Origin of the sequence: Paenibacillus tyrphae (assembly GCF_000722545.1) — a bacterium.
Classification (GTDB): Bacteria; Bacillota; Bacilli; order Paenibacillales; family NBRC-103111; genus Paenibacillus_G; species Paenibacillus_G tyrfis.
Genome location: NZ_JNVM01000006.1, coordinates 315,424 through 335,786 on the forward strand (window position 1 = coordinate 315,424; position 20,363 = coordinate 335,786).

The following is a 20,363-nucleotide window of genomic DNA, read 5'->3' on the forward strand; positions in this document are numbered from 1 at the left end:
TGCGGACAGCCTTTGTTATATCTGTTTGTCGCGCTTCCAGACGCGGTACCGTTCCGAAATGACCGGCTCGATGATCCGGTAATTCTCAATCGTATCCTCCACATGGTAGATCGTCGACAGGCCGGCGGCCAATATTTCTGCGAAATCCGTGGCCGTGTAAATATCGTTATGGATATTCAGGTAGTCGCGCGCAAACGCATCCGCTTCGTCCGATAGTTCATTCGAGGTCAGCACGCCATCCCAGTTTTTGCGAAAAAATTGGGCGCCTGTCATTTCATCCCGTTTTACCAGCTCGATATCCGGCAGATCCCGTTTCCGGCTTCGCTTACTGGACAAATCGTTTTTGATCACCCACGCGACGAACATGCCGGTCGGGACATAAGCTTGAAATACGTCCAGTTCTTGCGGAAAGTCCCCTTCGTAATGCCACTTCGCTTTATCGAACACGTACAGCTCTTTTTCCTTGATCTGAAATAAGACGCCCGTCGGTTCTTCGACGAAGCCTTTAGCCCTCAACTCATCGGCCAGCGCATTCAACCGATCGACGGCTTCCTGCTTGGCGGGATACGGCTGATAGGTCGGATTCATCGTCTTTTTATCGGGATACAGCCGGCCTTTAATGACATTCAGGATATAGACCTGGTGTCCTTCCGTAATGGTCAGATGTACATAATCTTTAAAGGTCTTTCTCTGCTTGGTTACTACCGTTTCGATCTTTTTCGTCATCGTTCTCCCCAACTCATACGAACTTAAGCTTCTGTAGTTACCAGCTTACCTTGGATTGCATTTTATGGGAATCCTGCAAAATTACCAAACTCAACCTGCATTCTTCCAGAGAAAATCACTCTTCAATACCGCCTGCCGCGGACTGGCATTTTTTCTGAAAAGCCTATTTCCGCGCATCATTTTGCTATATACTGGTACTATTGTGCATGTTGGATACAGATATTAGAAAAAAACGGCGGAGAGAAGCATGAAAAACCTATTTTTACGAAAGCTGACAATATTCATATCATTACTGGCTTTATGCTCGGGGTGTAAATTAACGACGACTGCCACTTCGTCTGCGCCTGCAAAATCAGGAACAACGACCCAGATGGCAACGCCGACTCCTCCCCTTGCGCCAGCCCAACCTCCTCCTGCAGCATCGGAAAAACCGAAGCCGCAGGCGGCATCGCAGGCGGAAGTTCCGCCGCCGAAACCGGTTGCCGTGCAGGAGCAGCCGATCGAAGGCGTTTATGCGAGAGCCGGGGAAAATCAGCTTTGGATGGGCAGGGCCAAAATTAGCAAGCGGGACAATGGCATTTATCATTTGGAAGTGAATGTGACGAGCGGGTTCGCTCATCATATCGGGTCCATGGAATCGGATTTTACCATCACCTCCGGGAAAGTGAAATTGCTGAATGAAGAGTACGAGGACGTATCGGTAACCTTCGCCGAAAACCGACTCGTGATCGATTATCCCGATTCCAAATTATTCGGCGGTCATAATGCAGAACCGCGAGGAGCTTATTATTTATTCAAATCGCCGATCGATCCCCCGTTTCTTGCCAAACTCTACGATGCGGCCAAGATAGAACCATCGTACCGGGAAGGGTTCACAGATATCTGGACAGTTAACGCGGATCAAGGAAAACAGCTATTGCTGCTTCAATCGTATAGTGCAATCAATCGGTCTAACGTCATTTCAGAGCAAGTGGTGGTCTATGACGAACATAGCAAGGCATTCAACGTTATTGGCGAAATCGATACGGTAAACCGAAGGAAGGTAGCCGATCGTTTAAAAGGCTTCGGTTATCCCGAAGACCTCGTATATCTGGCAACACGAAAAGCCGAATTTGACCGCTACCAGGAGACGATGATGAAGAGATTCGATAACGAAGGACACCCCGGGCTGGAAGCTCCCCTTTCCGAACAGGAAGCGTTCTTTATTGCGACCGGAATAGGAAGAGTAACAAGCCATGCAGACAACCGCCGCAATGAAGATAACATCGGATCGATTTTCATTCAAAAAGTTTCCTCATCCGACGGCGAGAAGGTGACCATCCATGAGTACGAAGCGGTCCGCAATGGAGACGATGACGAACATACGGCAACGGGAAACTGGATTCACGTAGACCGAACCACGGGAAGAGTTAAGGACATGTTTGACGAGAAGTAGAGCAGGATGCAGCTTGGAGGCACATTTTATGAAAAAGTTATTGCTTATGGCCGTTTCCCTACTGGGGATGACCGGTTGCTTAAGCGAAGCGAAAAGCACGAACACACCAATGCCACAAGCGGCGGAGCAGAAAGAGATGACTCCCCAACCGGCGGCTCCGGAAACTCAAAATAATCAGGAGGAACGTTGCGAAGTAACATTCAACGGTCAAGTCTATAAAGCTCATATCATTTCCGGCGCAAAAGCCGGTATTGAAGGCTTGAGCATAAAATTAACCCGCGGAGACGAAACCTTGGAATTCGTTGGAGAATCCGTCACGGGACTGGAAAGACCCGTAACGATAAACCAGCTGTCCGGTCCAAACGGAGAAAAGAACGTCATCTATTCCGCTCCCTCCGGCGGTACCGACAGCAACATCGATGCGGCGGTCCTTAAACTGAATTCCGCAAAGGACGCGATTAAACTGGACAAAGACGTATTCAGCGCGCTGGACGATGCTTCCTTTTACGAAATGGCCCCCAAAGTGAAGGACAAGAAGCTCCGCGATTGGATTACAAATCAGCACATGGGTTTTCATACCGCAATTTTCGACAGCTTTGAATTAGATCAAGGAGATCGCGGGAAGGTCCGCTTTCGGGTCGGCCACCGCCCGACTCTCTTATACGGGTCAGCCAAAGTGCATTTTGATTTTCAGACTCGAAAATTCCAGCTTGATGAAATCAGCGACGCTGTTTTTCAAGATTCCGGCGATTGGTGTAATAATGTCGTGGAACGCACGGACAGATGGTACGGAAAAGTCCTTGCCTTAAAAACGAAGTATGGAACCAGTACACTTCTGGAAGGCGGGGATGTTCATAAGCTTGTTGCTTGCGGCGAATCTTTAGACAAGCCCCTGACCTCGGGGAAGTATTATCTTATTGAAGCGATTGCGGCATACGACAAATCCGGTAAAAATAATATACTGGATACTCTCCTGGACTATAAAATAAAAACGGACGTTAAAGATAAATATGGAAATTCGGCTTACGCGGTGGCGCTACTTCGGGGGATCGAGGACAAAAAAATCTTGGACCGGCTCCGGCAAGGACTTCGTCCAAGTGAGATTCTAAAAGCCCAAAGAACCGTAACCCTGCTGCTGAACGGCAGCGATTTGTCGCTAGAGCAAATGGACCGTATCATTCATGACGGCGACAATTCCGTACCCGTTAATTCCAATATTTCCGTCTATACTTCGGGACTCATGTACAAAGAAAAAGAAGGCACCTGGACGGGCACTGCGCTTGGAAATGCCATTGTGGCCAACGATATTCCCAAAACCAAATGGCTGCTCGACAACGGGGCCGATCCTAATATGTTTATGGGCGAGTATGAATTTAAAGTATCTCCTTTAAGATATGCCCTAAGTCTGCAAAAGGATGATCTCTCCTTAGCGGAGCAGTTGCTGAAGCACGGAGCCAACGGCGACGAAGTCTTCCCCACGATGCCGGGTCAAGTTTCCTTAAACGCTTATTTCAGGGACAATCCCGAGATCACAGCCTTGTTGAGCAAGTATGGATTTAACAAATGGTACCTGGAAGATCCGGAAAATAACCTGGAGCTCACAACCAAGGACGATATAGTTAAGCTGAAGACGCCTTGACTTTGGGGTACGGATTGAGAAGCAGAGTAGCCTTTCGGAGGTTACTCTACTTCCTTTGGGTCACCTCAACCGCATCCCTCATCGGCTGGAGTCTTTATAATCCCATTTCGACAGGTAGGATGCGGAAGCTAAAGGTCTAAAAACATCTCTTCCACGAATCGGATAAAGAATCTCCCACCCCTTGGAAACAAGAACCAAATTTCCATCTTGATCGTTAAAACGAGGACCTTCCCGTTTCTCTAGCACTCCCTTAAGGACAACTCGATTTTTCTTGCCTCCTGACGACCCATGATCATAAATAGTTAGAAACTCGCTTAACTCGTCCATCGGATTTGCACCTTCAACATACATGTAGCCGTTAACGGAAGGAAATAGATGATTATTGTAGCCAAGTATTTTCCAATCGGCTCCCGATGCATCGGAATGCTCGGAAATGATCTCAATTTCACCTAAAGGAAGCTCGCCTTTGGGAATATAATCGAACTCAGCGGATACCGCATGTTTAACCGGTAATTCTTGAATGCAAAGATATGCCACTAAAATTAAAGCAGCGGATACCATGATCAATTTAGTTTTTCGCATGGGTCCACCTTTGACTAAAGTGTTCTAAGTAGAGTCGTTTTAGATTCATCGGAAGAATCAGGACTGGCGTACATTTCATATTAACTTAGAAAAAAACCAATAAATAATAATAGACTGATGAAAAGAAGTACAAAACCAACTACTCTTCTAACAATAATTATAAAATATGGGGGCTCCGGAACCGGCAAGAAAAGCTCATCAGTTCTATAGTACTTCATATATTTAGGGAAAACGATAAATCCTATTGATAATAATAATAGAACGATTGCTTGTGTTATTATCACGAATCATCCCCCACATTCCTCTGCAAGTAGCAGGATGGCGCTGACTAGCCCAGTGCGGCAAGACTTCCGCCCCATTTTACCAGGCGTTGAACTTAATATATATCGGACATATTCATGTTCTATTTTATGTAAATTCACACACACATCGGATACAGTGGAAACTAAAATAACCTTAGTCCGGAATACTGCCGAACTAAGGTTAACTAAAGACGCTCCTTCCTATTGCCCAAACGATAGGAATGGCTTTTTATAAACTGTTATGTGTCCAATCCTTATAACCTGGCAATGATCATAAAACGTTCCGAGTTGGTTTTAATTCCTTTTTCAGTTTGATTTTCCGCAATAAATTGTTAAAGTATTTGAAAGTCAAATTCGATTTGTCCAAAGTTGGGAATAATTGGAGTACGTTTCAAAAGTTCGTTCAGTCTACACCTCTCTTTTATCTTCAGGACGATAAATGATTCTTACATAATCTGAATCTTTACTATCCATATCGCCCAAGTATCTTCTTTCATGCTCCGGAATAAGCTCGTACAGTTCCTTAAGTTTCTCCCTAGAATAGTCAGAAGGATATTCTAGATATCTATAATAGGCTTCTCTACATTTTTCTAATGACGTTTTCTTGTCATTCAGTTCAGAGTATAGATCTATTAGTTCCTTATACTTTTCTTCTTGTTCCGTTGCATAAAGCCCCTTTTCAAGCGTTACTTTCGCAAAATTATCCAAAACAATTTCAGTTGGAGTATTGAAATCTGTAAAGAAAGTTCCATTTCTAAACAATGGTTCTAATTCAGATAAATCATAATTAAATTCAAAACTTGAATTATAACAAGTCACTCGTCCATCTTTGTAAACCACTAAATTTACCAAATAACTGATGTCCTTATGCTTCATAAAGATTGTGAACCCTTTACCATCAATTGTTTGATAAAACATTTCACTTTTCACATAAAAATCTTTTGCTTCGGGTGAGTATGTAACTTTCCTCTTTTTCAATAATTCGTTTTCATGTTTTGAAATCGTGTAAATATTACTCATTTTAGGATTTAGCTTTTCTATTGTATTCTTTATCTGCATATAATAACTTTTTTTGTCATAATTCCAACTTGCTGATCTAACTTTATATGCTCCTAACCCAAATATCGATAGAATCTCTCCATTCGGGACATTTGGAACAAGCCAATTGATTTCTATTTTTTCTTTGAGCCCTTTTAAATCAACTAACTCCCAACAATTAATCATCCCATCTTCATATACATCAAGATTTATATAGTGATATTGCATATTTTTAATAATACCCGGGATACGAGTACCCTCTATTCTTCTTTGTCGACTAATTTTTTGCATTGGAATGATCACCGTCCAATAAAACAATATTTTTATCAGAACCTAGAAATTAATACAAAATCGAGATTGCTACTAGAATAATGAGCAATATAAGTATTAGTACAGCGCGAATAAATTTATCTGTTATGTCCAACTTAAAAATACTCCCTTAACGCGGCTCCAATAAAATTGGCCTTCTACGGTCTATTTCTTTCTTTTGAATACACAAATGACTTCCTTTGAAGATCCTTGATGTTGGTTTGTATCAAAGCAAGATACAAGTTCCCATCCATTTGATCCCATTGCGTTAAGTTCGTTGTCAAATTCTTTTATATCTAATGTTCCTCCAGTAAAGAAACCTTTAGTGAAGAACTTAAGAGTTCTATATTCCCACCGTTCCATAGCTCCATTATTCCTTTCTTTTATCTGAATATTACCCATCACAAAATTCTTCCTTGCTGCCTCTCAAGTATGAGTTTCCGTTAGTTTAGAAATCACACTCATCTATCGTATTGGTCAGCTCAGCCCATCTAGCCGATAGTAACTTTGCATAATCCAGCGAAAATAATCCATAGTACCCTAATGAATATCCGTCATTAACTTCTATCAATAGTGTTTGTCCTTTATCTGTTAATCCAAAATCTACTGCATATCCTTTAGGAGCAGTTTTGTATTCCATGACAACATCTTCAACAACTTTATGATCGTATTGTACTCTCCAGTCGCCTCTATATCTTCGAATGTCTAAAATCCTTCCATATCTAACAAAGCATCTCCATTCCGCTACAAAATTCACAACTTCCGAACATAATATCTCTGGATCTTCACCATATGTACCACAGCCAATTAAATCCTTAGTACTTCTAACTACTACCCCTGTAAATTTTTTATCCTCTACTGGCTTTATAAATATATTCCAATTCTCAGGGGTGTTTGCGATTATGCTTAGCTTCGAATTCCAAACCTTTCTGCCTAGGTAACCCTTTAATTCCTCTGGATAGTCAATTTCAGGTGTAATGATATTATGTTTAAAAAGTACTTTTCTAACATCGTCAACATAGCTAACAACTATATCTTCTTTTTTACTATCAGATAATTCTTCTATATTTTTGAAATAATTAATTTCAAATCCCATTTGTTTAAATCCGTCGTAGGCTGCATAAAAATTGTGGCTTGCAATTTCGTTGTCAAAATTTTTTCTTATATATATCTTCATTAAAAGCACCTACTTTATCTTCATCAATAATTTTTACCTTCTAGCATATGCGCAGCGAATGATTGAAATTTTCAAGTATCTGTGACCACCTGTAATTAGTCTTGGTTTTCGAGTTGTTTCAATAGTAAAATTATACCACATCTTTCATAAGACAGAAGTCGAAAAAGGTAGAAAAAAACAGAAGATAGAACCCAAGACATATTAATTCAGAAGTCTGTGTCCTAATCTCGTTTCCTGCAGCGTTGTTTAACTCAAGCATAAGAAATATACTTGGAGTATGGAAGGGGCGTGAAAAACATGGAGTTCACAATCGGAAAACTCAAGTAATACATGGTGGTTGTCATATGCAAGCGACCACCAACTCTAAAGATAGGTGGTTAAACATGTCAAGTAAACTATACGAAATCATCGAACGTCCCCCCACTGTTCTGGAACATAAAACTTTATGGGAGGCGGTTGGTTGGGGAAAAGTCAATATAGAGATGACCGAGCAATCCATTGCTAATTCAGTATATTGTCTAGTTGCAATAAGCGACGGAAACGTAATCGGTATGGGACGGATTGTTGGCGATGGAGCAATGTACTATTATATACAAGACATAGCTGTATTACCCGAGTATCAGAATATGGGAGTAGGTAAGCAAATTATTGAGAAACTGCTGAATTTTATAAATGTTAATTGTTCTGGAGCCGGTTTTGTTGGTCTATTCGCTTCACATGGAAAAAATGAATTTTACGAAAAATTCGGATTTAAAAACCATTCGCCCGGCATGACCGGGATGTTCTTGGTAGTAGGCGGCTAAAATTAGCCGCCTCTTCAAATAAAGAATTGTCTATTCAATTATTATAAATGCGTCGATAAGCCTCTCTAAATCTGGTCCCCTCGCCTTCAATAACACTGACTAAATAGTCACCATACTTCTCTTTATAATCAAAATGCAAATTAGAACCCGTGTGTAAAAAAGCAATGAGGGTATCCTCGTTCGTACATGTTTCTATAATTTGCAATCCGTTTTGCTCAGAGTAATCTTTGAAATTTTCCCAAAAATGAATTTCCGCTGCCTGTATGATTTCGTCCTTGCCACGATAATTGTGGTAACCTAGGAACTTCACATTTTCTCCTATAAGCGCCTTATGATCATCGTAGAAAATTTCCAAAAGCCAGTTCTTAAATCTAAACCCCAAGATGGTGCCAGATATTCCACTGTGGCTTTCGTTTAAGCAACATTTCATTAACAAGTCGTTGAAACCGATGGTTTCTTTACCTGGAAGGTTAAAAAATCCGCTGTACTTCAAATATTGGATCAGGGAGAAATTCATGCTTTCCATCGTAAGGACGGATGTCTGGGAAGTCACAAGATTAACCAATCTTTTGTTTCCAAATCTATTCGTAATCTCCCAAATTAGAAAATCATCATGTATCTTTGAGTAATGAAAGGTCAACCGCAATCCGTTGCAAAGCACAACTCTGACGCTGTTTTTAGTTTGTGTGCTTGTACTGATGTCCAGTTTCCGCTCCTTTGCATAGTCCTGGAAATTGCGATAAAAATTGATTTCACTGCCTTTTAAGATCTTGTCTCTGTCATGGATTCTGGTAAATCGTTTAAAATCAAGAAGTGATCCGTAGTAATGATTTTTTTTATAGATCAGGGTCAAATCACATTGTTGAAATTCAAAATCTAATCGGATACCTTCTTCGCTTTTGCTACTTACTTGGCAGGTAAGCATTAGCTCGTTCAAGGTCATGTTTTGATTTTCAGGTATTTCAATAAAACCGCCATACTTCATAAAGTCATTTAGCTTCGTGAATTTTTTCATCTGATTGGCAGCACCTCTATCCTTCTAAACCGTCCGAGAAAACTCGCCACGGACCAGCGTACTCTCCAAGTTACAATAGGCAAATTCTATTCTGCCATCTGTTCCAATAAATTCTGAGCACGGCTCACTTCCATATCCAGCACGTCAGTATCCAAATGCAAAGAAACATACCGATCCAGGGCAAGTTGAAGCCAACTTTGAGCCGCTTCGTATTTTTCCGTTTGCCACAGCAAATCGCCGTAACAAACTGCCGCACGAAGATAAGTAGTGCTGTCTCCGGCAGAATCCGCGGCTTCAATCGCCTGCGTCAGGCACTGTTCTCCTTTTTCTAACCTGCCAAAGTCCAAATATTTCAAAGCTTTTTGTAGTTCATCTTGGGCTTTGTTCATCGTCGACCCCCTCGAGTTCCGGAAGCCCGCATTCCGCCGCTGTTTAATGTAAATTATATACGAACAAAAAACGTTTGCGAAAGACGATTTGAAGTCTATAACTCACGATTTAGCGTCTTAATAGCAAAGAGGGGCTTTCACCCCTCTTCTCTAAAGGACACGTGTATTCGGCTCACAAGGACATCGTCTCCCGAATTGGGATCGTTACGACAAGCTTCGTCCCAGCGCCCTCGCGTGAATCGAGCTCCAGTTGCCCGTTCAGATGAAGGACGCGGCCTTTCATCTGCTCTACGCCCATCCCGGAAGATCCAATCTCCATGCGACGCGCTTCCGTACTTTTGAATCCGACACCGTCATCCTCATAAGTTAATACAAAAGCATGATCCGCGACCGTCATCGTAAACGTGACCTTGGAAGCGTGTGAATGCTTTTTCGCGTTGTTAAGCAGCTCCTGAATGACGCGAAAAATATGCTTCTTCGTCGTCAAATCCTTCGCTTCAATGGCGGAGGCCCTTTCCTCCTTGAACTTGAGCACGAACGGCGCGTGATACGCTTCCTTATCTAAGTACGACCTTACCGTTTCGATCAGCCCGATTTCCTTCAACAAAAACGGGTTCAATTCGAAGCAGCTCTGGCGCAGACTGTTGTTGATCATCTCTACGAAATTGACGATATTGTTCAGATGCTCTTTATCTTCTTTGTTCATCGCGTATTTGTCCAGCAAGGAAATAAATCTCCGTTTGAGAAAAAACAAATCCTGCATCGTCGTATCGTGGAGATCGGCCGCAATCCGCAGCCGCTCCTCTTCCTGCAATTCGAACATGACTTTGCGGAACCACTGAATATCCTGCGCCGATTGCTCGTTCGGAAGCTGCGACGCAAGAAGCTGCATCCTTGCAGTCAGCTTGCGTATCAGGTGAACATTCTCCAAGCTCACTTCCAAGTACGAGGTAATCAAATGCAGCCATTGAATCTCTTCTTTGCCGAGCAAGGTATTCGCTTTATTCCGCGTGATGACCAAATAGCTGGTATATTGTTCATGCCTGTGAATCTCGATACAGGTGTACAGCGGGTGCTCGGATAAAGCCGACGTTTGGAGCAGTTGCTTAATCTCGTCCGCATCGATGTCCCCTTCTGCGATGATCTCGGTATCATGATCGTACTGAAACACAATGGCTCCGCCCATTACTTCGAGCGTCTGAACAATGTCCACGAGTACAATATCCTTCAGCTCGCGGAAGCTTGAGATGACCCCAAGATTTTTGGAAATTTTCTTCAAGGCGGTACGCAGTCTGAACTTTCTCGGAAATAAAAACGCTTCAAGTCTTGTTGTAAAATATTCAACCGAATACAGAACGAAGGAAATCATGGCGACTGAGCCTGCAAAAACAAACAAAGTCTGCTTTTCATCGGCTAAATTCTGAAATAGGAATGCGAAGATTGCCGTAAATACCCCCGATGGTACAAGGGCAAGCAGACAGGCAAAACCAAAGCGCCGAAGCACCAGACCGATATCGTACAGTTGATTCGAGGCAATTAAGTAAGCGAATGAGATCGGGAAGTATAAAATGAACCAGCTTGTATAGACGGCATCTATTATTCGATAGGAGGCAATCAATTCAGGGATGAACGAGAAACAGATGACCGGTAAAAACGAAATAAATAAGGAGAATAAAACACTTTTAACAATACTTGATAAATAAGATTTTTCTCTGCGTACTTTGAAATACAATACTATCAGGATGCCGATATTGAACATGAAGCCCGCAATAAAACATAACAAAGTAAAGGCACCTGTATATTTATAAATGGTGAACGTCAGTGGCGGATAGAAATGTAAGGCATTTATTGCGGTCCATATAATAAAGATCGAGTACCAGTAGTTCAGAATCCATGCAGGTAACCGTATATTTCCTTTTTCCCTAAAAAAAACAACTAGAAAATGAAAAAAAACAAGTGGCAGTAAAATCATAAATTCACTCATTAGAAACTTTCCTACAATATCTCCTCGTACAGAAGCTCCCAAGCTCATGTAAATGATTGCACATGTAAGAAAGACAACGGCTAGAAACTGAGCCGATTTAGAATATCGCATCTTTACAAACAACAATCCAGCCATAAACAAACATAAGCCTTCCTCAAGTAAGGGAACAATATCATAGGTCATGTCGTTTGGGTTATCAATTAGAACTTCGTGCTCAAGCCCATCGCGAAAAATAATTAATTTTTGGGCTTGCTCCACTGATCCCCATCTAGAAATTATAAGATTTACATTAGATGCTTCTTCATCTACTTGTTTGATGATATCTCCAATTTTTATGTCAAGATTATTAGCAGCGCCTTCCTTGGATATCGCTGCAATAACCCACTCATTTTGTTGGTTTAGTTCAAGGTCAATTCCAATAAAAATGAATTTAAATATGGTAGAAGAGCACCAAATTTGAATCCCCGCAAAAATCACTAAAAACAACAAGACTACTATTTTATTTTGCATAACAACTCCCTAAATACTTACTTTTGTGAAATTTCCTTGATATACTACTTCTAGTAAAATATGCTCAGAAGGGATGTACACCATGAAAACCGTCCAGATAACTTCACAGTTACACTATGTCGTCCATAAGTTAAAGAACGTCGATTTGCCCCAAAATGTAAACCATCTAATAAACGATTTACCGTTATCTTCCGTAGAAACATATGCCGTTAATAAAATCTTCAACCAACCTATAACTACTAGATTGAATAGCTTAATAAAACCTTACGGTAAATGGTATTAATTCCAAGTATTATATTACCAAATTAATAAGAGATTGTATATCCGGTTCCGGCTAGTATAAGCTCTCTTTATTTAATTACATAAATTTGAAATATATAAAAAGTCCCTGCCTTCAAAGATGCGGGAACTTAGCAATTTCACTATAAAATACGATTTACTCTAACCTACTACCAAAAAAAAGACCGCACCTGCTAACAGGTGCGGCCCCTTATCACTTAACTCCAGGCGCTTATTCCACCAAGCTCCACAGCGCCGGTACGAGCGCTGGCTCCCAGCCCGGCAGCGAGGTATGGGCTTGAAGCGCTTTATACGTTTTGCCGCCATAGGATACGAGATCATTGATCTTATACGCTACGTATGGCGCCCATGGCTGCACCGTCGATGCCGTATCTGTCGTAACCGTGACCGGGTCGCTTGCGGCCGATACGTTGCCGGCGGCATCCTTCGCTTTGACCGTGAAGGTGTAGGCCGTTCCGGCGGTCAGTCCGCTTACCGTGGCTGTGGTTCCTGCAACCGATGCGGCTAAAACAGAGCCATTGTACACATCGTACCCGGTAACGCCGATATTGTCCGTAGAGGCATTCCATGACAAGGATACGCTCGTCGAGGTTTTGCCGGTCGAAGTCAGCCCGGTCGGTGCGGTCGGCGGCTGCGTATCCGGGTCGGAGGATGTAGACGTCGTGACCGTGACCGGATTGCTCGCGGCCGATACGTTACCGGCGGCATCCTTCGCTTTAACCGTGAACGTGTAGGCCGTTCCAGCCGCCAATCCGTTCACGGTGGCCGTCGTTCCCGTAACGGATACGGCCAAGGCAGAACCGTTATACACATCGTAGCCCGTCACGCCTACGTTGTCCGTGGAGGCGTTCCATGACAGGGTTACGCTCGATTGCGTTTTGCCCGTCGAAGTCAGGCCGGTCGGCGCCGTCGGCGGCTGTGTATCTTGCGCCGGGGGACTGCCTACGCCTACAGCGCCGTAAGCGGCTTTCACGGAGTTGGCCTGCGTGGAGTTCGCCCCGAACAGATCGGTAGCCGCTTGAATCGCCGCCGCGCGAATGGCTGCAAAATTGGAGGACGGCGTCAAATATAATGTAAGCGTTTTATACATAATTTTTTCCGCATCGCTGCGACCGATTCCTTTGACCGTCACCCCGTAATGCGTGCCGCCTTGCGCCAGCAAATAATACGCTTTGTTATTAATGCCGCTGTTAGTATGCACACCTCCGTTATCGTCAGAGCCCCGATACAGCTTGCTGTAATGGTCCGGCTGATTGTACAGCTCCGGATTTTCCATCGACCGCAAAGCGTCACCCGGTATATTCGGCGTGTAGATGTCGGCACCGATCAACCAGTTTTTCCCTTTAATCGCATTGCCGAAAATATCCGATATCGACTCGTTGAGCGCGCCCGATTCGCCTTGGTAAATTAGCCCGGCCGTATGTTCGGTCACGCCATGGGTCAATTCGTGGCCGATGACGTCCAGATCCCCGGAGAAGGCGCGGAACAAGTTGCCGTCCCCATCGCCGTAGGCAATCTGTACGCCGTTCCAGAACGCGTTGTTATAGTTCCGGCCGTAGTGAACGCTGGACTTGATCGCGAGCCCGTTGCCATCCAGACTATCCCGGCTAAACTTGTTTTTGTAATAGTCGTAGACGACCTCGGCATAAGCATGCGCGTCAACCGCTGCCGGGTCAGTCCATACGTTGTCCGAATCCGTCAGCAGCGTGCCCGGAAGCGACTGGCTATAATTCGCAGAATACGTAATAATGCCTTTTCCACGCGTGTTGTCCTGAAGCAGATACTGTGACCCGCTTGCCGTTGTCGTAAAGGTCTTCGTATCGCCAAGCACACCCACGCCCGTACCGGTAGCTTCATCGAGCATGCCGAACTTGTTGACGATAGTTCCGTTGTCCGCGTTAATGAAGTAACGCACGCGTTGCGGGGAAGGCTCAAGCACGTTGACTTCGGTCATGTAAACGAGAAGGTTTTGCCCGTTGTACGGATAAATATTCAGCTCAGCGGATTGCTCCCTCTGCTGGCTGCCCAGCTTGCCGATCAGCTTCTCGGTGTCTTGATTGGCGATCGCAATTGCCTTCTCCGCACTAATTTTGGGCGTCAGAGGGACCAAGGATTGCTGCCCCGAATCGGGGACGGTGCTTCCGATGTACGACGTAACATTGCCCTGCTTGTCAAAATGCAGCGTTTGATCCCCGCCGAATACGGGAATTCCCTGGATATACTGCTTCAGCCGGACGTGTCGCGTTCCAGTCTCGGCATCGGTCACCTGCTGCGTAATTCGAATGCTTTGCTTCGTATCCCCGGTCAGTCCGAGAACGCCTTTCTTGGAGTCCAAATATCCCCAGACCTTATCTTCGTTCGACATGCCTTGAGGGGCGATCCACGTTTCCCCGATAAATCGCGGTGCGGCCGTTTGCACAAGCCCGCCTTCGGAATCGTTCGATGCGTTCGGTGCTGCCCCTGCCGGCAAGGCAGCCGTCGTCATCATGGCTCCCAGGGCAATGACGGTAAACATTTTTTTCATAAACAAACTCATCTCCCATCGTTCGATTTTACTTCCAGCCTGCAATCGATCAATCTATAAGTACTCATCCCTCCTTACATGGTTTTATGGCAGACAAAAGCTTCTATGCGAGTACAACAAGATGTCCGCACCGGAAAACAACAAAAAAAGGATAGCTGTTCACCATAGCGAAAACGGGCTCACCCCTGGGTGTCTGCACGCGTTAGCCTATTTTGGAACCGCTTTCCTTTTTTTAGAATACTGTAATCTTCCATTGGTGTCAATTATCCTTTGGTCAATTTTTTATAAAGTTAAGTCTGTCGCAGAGGTCTCGATGGCAGCTTGCTCCGGTACGATCTCGTAACAAAAAGACCTCTGCAGCACACTACAAAACCGCTCTATCCATCCGCCTACGTCTTTTGAATCTGATTCGCCCGTTCGTACAGCACCCTGCGCAGCAATTTGCCCGATCCGGTCTTGGGCAGCTCGCTTAAAAACTCGACTTTGCGCGGATATTTGTATACGGCCATATGCACTTTGGCCCACTCGACGATATCCTGCTCCGTCACTTTTCCGACCGCTTCGTCCTTGAGCACGATATACGCCTTCACTTCCTCGCCCCGGTAATCGTGGGCTACGCCAACGACGCACACTTCTTTAATCGCGGTATGCTTGTGCATGATACTCTCCACCTCGTTAGGGAAGACGGAGAAGCCCGACGATTTGATCAGTTCTTTTTTCCGGCCGGAAATATGGACGTAGCCGTCCTCGTCCATGTGTCCTAAATCCCCGCTTAAAAACCATCCGTCGACAAACGCGGCCGCCGTAGCCTCCGGATTTTTCCAATAGCCCTTCATGACCATCGGTCCTTTGAAAGCGAGCTCTCCCTGCTGCCCGAGCGGAACCTCCACGGTCGGATCGTCTATGGCAACGACGCGAACATCCGCATCCATCAGCGGGATGCCCGCTGAGCCGACCCTCGCGTTTTCCATAAAATTCATCGTAATCTGGGCCGTTGTCTCGCTCAGCCCATAGCCTTCCAGCAGCCGGGTGCGGGTGACTTCGTAGAAGCGCTCAAAGATCGGCTTCGGCACCGGAGCGCCCCCCGACAGGCAGCCTGAGAGGGAAGACAAATCGTAGTTCGCCGCGTTCGGGTGGTTAATGACCGCGATATTCATCGTAGCCGTGCTTACCCAATGCTGGATTTGCAGCTTGTGAATCGCTTCCAAAATAACGTCCGGCACAAAACGGTGGAACAGCATCATCGTACCTCCATTGCAGAGCGGCGATCCCATGCAATTGACCAGTCCGATAACATGAAACAAAGGCATCGCCGCCAGATGGCGGTCGCGCGGCTTCGTTCGTACCCCGTCCCTGAACGAGAACGCGTTAGCCACAATATTGCGGTGCGTGAGCTCCGCGCCTTTGGGCATGCCTGTCGTTCCCGAAGTGTATTGCAGCACGGCGGTATCGTCCAGGCACGCATTGGCCGGAGGAATTGGATCGTCGTAATGGATCAACTCCAGAATACGCTCCTCTCCCGGAAGCCTGCTTATCGTTCTCTCCACAGGACCGAACGACATCGGAAGCTCCGGATAATCCGGGGCAAAATCCGTCAGCGCCGTCGAGATGATCCGCAGCCCGGGAAACTCCGGCAAAATCGGACACAAATGCTCCAGCAAATTTTCCTGAATGAAGATAGCCTTAGGCTCGGCGTCTCCCAGCAGATGGCTCAGCTCCGCCCGCTTGAACATCGGATTCATGGGCACCGCTATCGCGCCCAGACGCTGGACGGCCAGAAACGCCATAATAAACTGCGGGCTATTCTCCATATAGAGGGCGACGGTGTCGCCCTTGCCCACGCCTCTTGCATGCAGTTGGGCGGCGAGCTGCATGTACATCTCTGCCAGCTCGCCGTACGTGATCGTCTTGCCATAGAAGTAAACCGCCGTATCGTCGGGATTTGTTGTCGCATGTTCCTCCACATAGTTTTCCAGGACCTTGTCTTCAAAGATGAAATGCCGCGGAACATCTTCGGGCCACACCTTGTACCATGCTTTTTCCATGCTTACCCCTCCATATCGTTATTCGGTCTTCGCAAGCCTGCCTTCCTCGTAAGCAACACATGCACCTTCATAGATGGCTCGCTTGGCATCCAGCTCTCCCGGGAACCGGGCCCCGCCGATTTTGACGACAGGAATGCCCGCCCGCTGCACGAGCTGGTAATCCCACGCTTCGGATAGTTGTCCGGCGGCAAGAATGACGGTGTCGGCGGGAATTTTTTTCGTTTCCGAACCACTCTCCGTCTGCAGCTGTATGACAACTCCGTCTTCGTCAATGCGCTCGTAGCTTAAGTCGGTCACAAATTGAACCTTCTTCTGCCGCAGATGCGAAAGAAGCGCCCAACGGGTCGTTTTGCCTAGTGTTTCGCCGGGCTTGCCTTTTCTGCGAAGCAGATAAATCTCGCGCTCCGCCTGCTCGGATAAGTAATGCGCCAGATCGCAGCCGATCCCTCCCGCTCCGATGATCACAACCCGTTTTCCAACCTCTGCCTCCCCCCGGAGCACTTGCTGATACGTCAATACGTGAGGAAGCGAGATTCCCGGCAGCTCCGGGATTCGCGGCTTGATGCCGCTGGCCAGCACGACCAGATCCGGAGCAAGAGCGGCGATTTCCTCCGGCATCGGACTATAGTTTAAGCGGATATCTACGCCTAAGCGGTGCAACTCGTGCTGATAATAGCGCAGCGTCTCGGCAAACTCCTGTTTGCCGGGAATCCGCCTCGCCAGATTCAACTGCCCGCCCAGCCGGTCTTCTTTTTCGTACAGCACGACGCGCTCGCCAATCTCGGCCAATGCCCGCGCCGCTTCCATCCCGGCGGCTCCACCGCCAATGACCGCGATGTGGCGGGGACGCTGCACCCTGAAGGGCTTCCACTTCGACTCCCGGCCCACCCGCGGATTGACCAGGCATGAGGCCGGCCGGCCTTCGAACACTTGATCGAGACATGCCTGATTGCAAGCAATACAAGTATTGATCCGGTCGAATTGCCCATCGCGGGCTTTGCGCAGCAGATCGGGGTCCGCCAGGAACGGACGCGCCATCGATACCAGATCGCAGGCTCCACGCTGCAGCAGCTCGTCGGCCAGCCGGGGATCGTTAATCCGGTTGCTGCCGATCACCGGAACGTTCACCGCCCGTTTGATCGATTCCGCGATGTGAATATATCCGGCCCGGGGCACCATCATGGAGATGGTCGGCACCTGGGATTCGTGCCAGCCGATTCCGACGTTAATCGCGTCCACTCCCGCGTCCGCCACCATGCGGGCGAATTGCAGCGTTTCTTCCTCCGTCGTGCTGTCCGGGACCAGATCGGCGCCGGACAGCCGGAAAATGACCGGATAGCCGGGTCCGACCGCTTCGCGAACGGCCTGAGCGATGCGCAGCGCAAACCTTGTCCGATGCTCGAACGAGCCGCCCCATGCATCGGTGCGCTTATTGGTCGCCGGGGAAAGGAATTGATTGATCAGATACCCTTCCGACCCCATAATCTCGACGGCATCGAACCCGAGGTCCGCCGCCTTCTTCGCGCTGACCGCATAACGGGCGATCAGCTCCTCGATTTCCTCGTTGGTAAGCTCCCTTGGCGTGTGACGATGGATCGGCGAACGGATGGCGGAAGGCGCTACGGCGAGGATGCCCGTCAGATCCGAGTAGGCGTACCGCCCCGCGTGAAACAATTGGGCCGCGATCCGCCCTCCGGCCGCATGCACTTGAGCCGTCAGGCTTTCCATATGCTTGCAATGCTCATCGCTGTAAAATCCCATGAAGTTATGACCGCCGTCCCCTTCGGGCGAGACGGAAATGCCGCCTGTCACGATCAGGCCCGGACTGTCCTGACCGGCTCTTTCCTTATAGAAATCAATCAAGGCTTGACTGCCCGCTTCTTCCCCCTCCAGCCCGGTATGCATAGAGCCCATAAGGACACGGTTGGGAAGCTCCAATCGGCCCAAACGTATCGGCTGAAACAAGTGATCCAGCTTCATTGTCTCTCTCCCTTTCGTTTCATAGGACCTGCTATATTCATCATTTATATGCAGGGCTTTCCATTTATAACATCCGCTTCGAAGGTCAGGTTTACATCCCGGATTCAACCTGCGTATAATTAGATTTATTTATGTCTATTTATAACTAAACAGCATTAATTCATACGATTTTGTTGAGGTTGAGGGTGTCCGATGCGTGAGCTTTCTTTAGAACTTTTGCCGAATCAAGCGCCTTTGTTTTTTCAAATTTACGGTTATTTCAAAGATGGAATCCGACAGGGGCAGTTGTCGTATGGCTCATTTCTCCCTTCCATTCGAAGCTGCGCCCGTACGCTGAAAGTCAGCAAAAATACGGTTGAAACCGCGTATCAGCTTCTCGTCTCGGAGGGCTACCTCCACACCATTCCCAAAAAAGGCTATCAGGTTGTGCATCAAGCCGAAACGCTCGTTCCTGATCCGGGATCGGCTTCAAGCGACGCCTTGAACAAAGATATCCAAATCGATTTTCGATACGGGAATATCGAGCTGTCCGCTTTTCCGTTCCATCCATGGAACAAAGCGCGCAACACGCTGATCGCTCATTATCAAAGCAAGTATGAAGTGGAAGGACATTCCCAAGGCGAGTACCTGTTAAGGAACGAGCTGTCACGGCTGTTGTATGAATCCAGAGGCGTGGTGTCCGGGCCCGGGCAGATTATTATCGGCTCTACGCCTCAGCAGCTCTTATCCCTGTTAAGTCAGCTTCTGGACAAGAATCGGAATGTCATCGGCGTCGAAAACCCCGGCTACGACGGGGCAAGAAATACGTTGATCAACCATGGCTTTCAAGTCCGTGCGATTCCGCTGGCCGAAGACGGTATTTCGATCGAAGAGCTTGAGAAGAGTAGGGCGAATGTGGTGTATGTGAGTCCTTCCCAGCAATTCCGAAACAAGCTGGCGATGTCTCAAGACAAACGGCAGCAGTTGATTCATTGGGTCCGTTCACGCGCAGGTGCGGGTTCGGTTAAATATATCATCGAGGATGACTACGAATGGGAGTTCAGGTATGACGATCGTTATTTGCCGTCCATTCAAAGTCTGGCCCCCGAGAAGATCATGTACATCGGAAGCATTTCCAAAACTTTGCTGCCAGTCGCCAATCTAAGCTATCTGGTGCTTCCCAAGGCGATGCTGCCTTTATTTCGCTTGAAAGTAAGGGAATACGACCAGCCTGTTTCGCGGCTCGATCAGCTGACCTTGGCCCAGTATATAGCCGACGGTTATTGGCATAAGCATTTGCTCAAGATGCGGAAGCATTATGAAGAGAAACGGGAAGCTCTATTCGAAGCCATATCCCGGTACGAGTCGTACTTTGTGGAGGTCGAGGGAAAAGATACCGGGCTGCACGCTATCCTAACCGTGAAAACAACGAAATCTGAATCGGAGCTCATTGCGTCAGCGTTGGAAAAAGGCGTCAAGGTTTACGGGACATCCAGATACTGGCTTCATCCTGCAAGCAAGTATCCTACCATACTGCTTGGTTATGGAGCCTTGAGCTGCCATGAGATTCGTATGGGCATCCGGCGGTTGACCGAAGCTTGGTTCGGCCCCGCTTGAAATTGGCTT

Annotated in this window: 15 protein-coding genes and 1 pseudogene; 4 read left to right on the forward strand and 12 right to left on the reverse strand. The window is 46.7% G+C overall.

Going from position 1 to position 20,363, the window contains the following annotated elements:
* Positions 1-15: 15 nt before the first annotated feature.
* On the reverse strand, positions 16-726 hold the full coding sequence (locus ET33_RS08325) for a DUF7832 domain-containing protein (protein WP_036679216.1): 711 nt from the start codon (positions 724-726) through the stop codon (positions 16-18).
* A gap of 370 nt (positions 727-1,096) precedes the next feature.
* On the opposite strand from ET33_RS08325, the gene ET33_RS08335 reads away from it, so the two are divergent.
* Together ET33_RS08335 and ET33_RS08340 are read left to right on the forward strand one after the other, a co-directional pair.
* Positions 1,097-2,161, forward strand: coding sequence for a hypothetical protein (locus ET33_RS08335; protein ID WP_051775186.1), 1,065 nt, complete (start codon positions 1,097-1,099; stop codon positions 2,159-2,161).
* A 28-nt stretch (positions 2,162-2,189) separates the two neighbouring features.
* The gene (locus ET33_RS08340) at positions 2,190-3,800 is read left to right on the forward strand and encodes an ankyrin repeat domain-containing protein (protein ID WP_036679226.1); all 1,611 of its coding nucleotides are present in this window, start codon (positions 2,190-2,192) and stop codon (positions 3,798-3,800) included.
* 78 nt (positions 3,801-3,878) lie between these two features.
* Here the strand turns inward: ET33_RS08340 and ET33_RS08345 are convergent, their stop codons facing one another.
* The 5 genes and pseudogenes from ET33_RS08345 to ET33_RS08360 all read right to left on the reverse strand — a co-directional run bounded on the left by ET33_RS08345 (position 3,879) and on the right by ET33_RS08360 (position 7,208).
* Positions 3,879-4,382, reverse strand: a complete 504-nt coding sequence (locus ET33_RS08345; protein WP_036679229.1) for a hypothetical protein — start codon at positions 4,380-4,382, stop codon at positions 3,879-3,881.
* A gap of 556 nt (positions 4,383-4,938) precedes the next feature.
* Positions 4,939-5,082, reverse strand: a pseudogene (locus tag ET33_RS39685) (SAM-dependent methyltransferase); the annotation flags it as partial.
* Positions 5,083-5,092: 10 nt separating this feature from the next.
* Positions 5,093-6,013, reverse strand: coding sequence for a DUF7638 domain-containing protein (locus tag ET33_RS08350; protein WP_036679231.1), 921 nt, complete (start codon positions 6,011-6,013; stop codon positions 5,093-5,095).
* Between the two features lie 183 nt (positions 6,014-6,196).
* Complete coding sequence (locus ET33_RS08355) at positions 6,197-6,433, reverse strand: DUF4177 domain-containing protein (protein ID WP_235206666.1); 237 nt, start codon at positions 6,431-6,433, stop codon at positions 6,197-6,199.
* A gap of 46 nt (positions 6,434-6,479) precedes the next feature.
* The gene (locus ET33_RS08360; protein WP_036679234.1) at positions 6,480-7,208 is read right to left on the reverse strand and encodes an ATP-grasp domain-containing protein; all 729 of its coding nucleotides are present in this window, start codon (positions 7,206-7,208) and stop codon (positions 6,480-6,482) included.
* Positions 7,209-7,591: 383 nt separating this feature from the next.
* Here ET33_RS08360 and ET33_RS08365 point away from each other — a divergent pair, with 383 nt between their 5' ends.
* Positions 7,592-8,011 carry a GNAT family N-acetyltransferase gene (locus ET33_RS08365; RefSeq protein ID WP_036679883.1) on the forward strand — a complete coding sequence of 140 codons (420 nt, stop codon included), beginning with the start codon at positions 7,592-7,594 and terminating at the stop codon, positions 8,009-8,011.
* Between the two features lie 34 nt (positions 8,012-8,045).
* On the opposite strand, the gene ET33_RS08370 is transcribed toward ET33_RS08365, so the two are convergent.
* The 6 genes from ET33_RS08370 to ET33_RS08395 form a co-directional block, all read right to left on the reverse strand.
* Positions 8,046-9,026: a hypothetical protein gene (locus ET33_RS08370; protein ID WP_036679237.1), complete on the reverse strand. Its 981-nt coding sequence runs from the start codon at positions 9,024-9,026 to the stop codon at positions 8,046-8,048.
* Between the two features lie 86 nt (positions 9,027-9,112).
* A complete protein-coding gene (locus ET33_RS08375; RefSeq protein WP_036679240.1) occupies positions 9,113-9,415 on the reverse strand; it encodes a hypothetical protein in 303 nt (100 codons plus the stop codon).
* Between the two features lie 172 nt (positions 9,416-9,587).
* Positions 9,588-10,784 (reverse strand): sensor histidine kinase, encoded by a 1,197-nt coding sequence (locus tag ET33_RS38885; protein WP_161783532.1) that lies wholly within the window; start codon positions 10,782-10,784, stop codon positions 9,588-9,590.
* A gap of 1,636 nt (positions 10,785-12,420) precedes the next feature.
* Complete coding sequence (locus ET33_RS08385) at positions 12,421-14,733, reverse strand: M4 family metallopeptidase (protein ID WP_036679247.1); 2,313 nt, start codon at positions 14,731-14,733, stop codon at positions 12,421-12,423.
* Between the two features lie 389 nt (positions 14,734-15,122).
* The gene (locus tag ET33_RS08390) at positions 15,123-16,778 is read right to left on the reverse strand and encodes an AMP-binding protein (RefSeq protein WP_036679250.1); all 1,656 of its coding nucleotides are present in this window, start codon (positions 16,776-16,778) and stop codon (positions 15,123-15,125) included.
* A gap of 18 nt (positions 16,779-16,796) precedes the next feature.
* Positions 16,797-18,758 carry an NADPH-dependent 2,4-dienoyl-CoA reductase gene (locus tag ET33_RS08395; protein WP_036679254.1) on the reverse strand — a complete coding sequence of 654 codons (1,962 nt, stop codon included), beginning with the start codon at positions 18,756-18,758 and terminating at the stop codon, positions 16,797-16,799.
* A gap of 192 nt (positions 18,759-18,950) precedes the next feature.
* On the opposite strand from ET33_RS08395, the gene pdxR reads away from it, so the two are divergent.
* Entirely contained in the window at positions 18,951-20,354 is a 1,404-nt protein-coding gene (gene pdxR / locus ET33_RS08400; protein WP_036679259.1) for a MocR-like pyridoxine biosynthesis transcription factor PdxR, read from the forward strand.
* Positions 20,355-20,363 lie beyond the last annotated feature (9 nt).

Excerpts from the sequence above, each read along its gene's own strand:
- ET33_RS08325 (WP_036679216.1), bottom strand. The coding sequence starts at position 726 with ATGACGAAAAAGATCGAAACGGTAGTAACCAAGCAGAGAAAGACCTTT.
- ET33_RS08335 (WP_051775186.1), top strand. The coding sequence starts at position 1,097 with ATGGCAACGCCGACTCCTCCCCTTGCGCCAGCCCAACCTCCTCCTGCA.
- ET33_RS08340 (WP_036679226.1), top strand. The coding sequence starts at position 2,190 with ATGAAAAAGTTATTGCTTATGGCCGTTTCCCTACTGGGGATGACCGGT.
- ET33_RS08345 (WP_036679229.1), bottom strand. The coding sequence starts at position 4,382 with ATGCGAAAAACTAAATTGATCATGGTATCCGCTGCTTTAATTTTAGTG.
- ET33_RS08350 (WP_036679231.1), bottom strand. The coding sequence starts at position 6,013 with ATGCAAAAAATTAGTCGACAAAGAAGAATAGAGGGTACTCGTATCCCG.
- ET33_RS08355 (WP_235206666.1), bottom strand. The coding sequence starts at position 6,433 with ATGGGTAATATTCAGATAAAAGAAAGGAATAATGGAGCTATGGAACGG.
- ET33_RS08360 (WP_036679234.1), bottom strand. The coding sequence starts at position 7,208 with ATGAAGATATATATAAGAAAAAATTTTGACAACGAAATTGCAAGCCAC.
- ET33_RS08365 (WP_036679883.1), top strand. The coding sequence starts at position 7,592 with ATGTCAAGTAAACTATACGAAATCATCGAACGTCCCCCCACTGTTCTG.
- ET33_RS08370 (WP_036679237.1), bottom strand. The coding sequence starts at position 9,026 with ATGAAAAAATTCACGAAGCTAAATGACTTTATGAAGTATGGCGGTTTT.
- ET33_RS08375 (WP_036679240.1), bottom strand. The coding sequence starts at position 9,415 with ATGAACAAAGCCCAAGATGAACTACAAAAAGCTTTGAAATATTTGGAC.
- ET33_RS38885 (WP_161783532.1), bottom strand. The coding sequence starts at position 10,784 with ATGATTTCCTTCGTTCTGTATTCGGTTGAATATTTTACAACAAGACTT.
- ET33_RS08385 (WP_036679247.1), bottom strand. The coding sequence starts at position 14,733 with ATGAAAAAAATGTTTACCGTCATTGCCCTGGGAGCCATGATGACGACG.
- ET33_RS08390 (WP_036679250.1), bottom strand. The coding sequence starts at position 16,778 with ATGGAAAAAGCATGGTACAAGGTGTGGCCCGAAGATGTTCCGCGGCAT.
- ET33_RS08395 (WP_036679254.1), bottom strand. The coding sequence starts at position 18,758 with ATGAAGCTGGATCACTTGTTTCAGCCGATACGTTTGGGCCGATTGGAG.
- pdxR (WP_036679259.1), top strand. The coding sequence starts at position 18,951 with ATGCGTGAGCTTTCTTTAGAACTTTTGCCGAATCAAGCGCCTTTGTTT.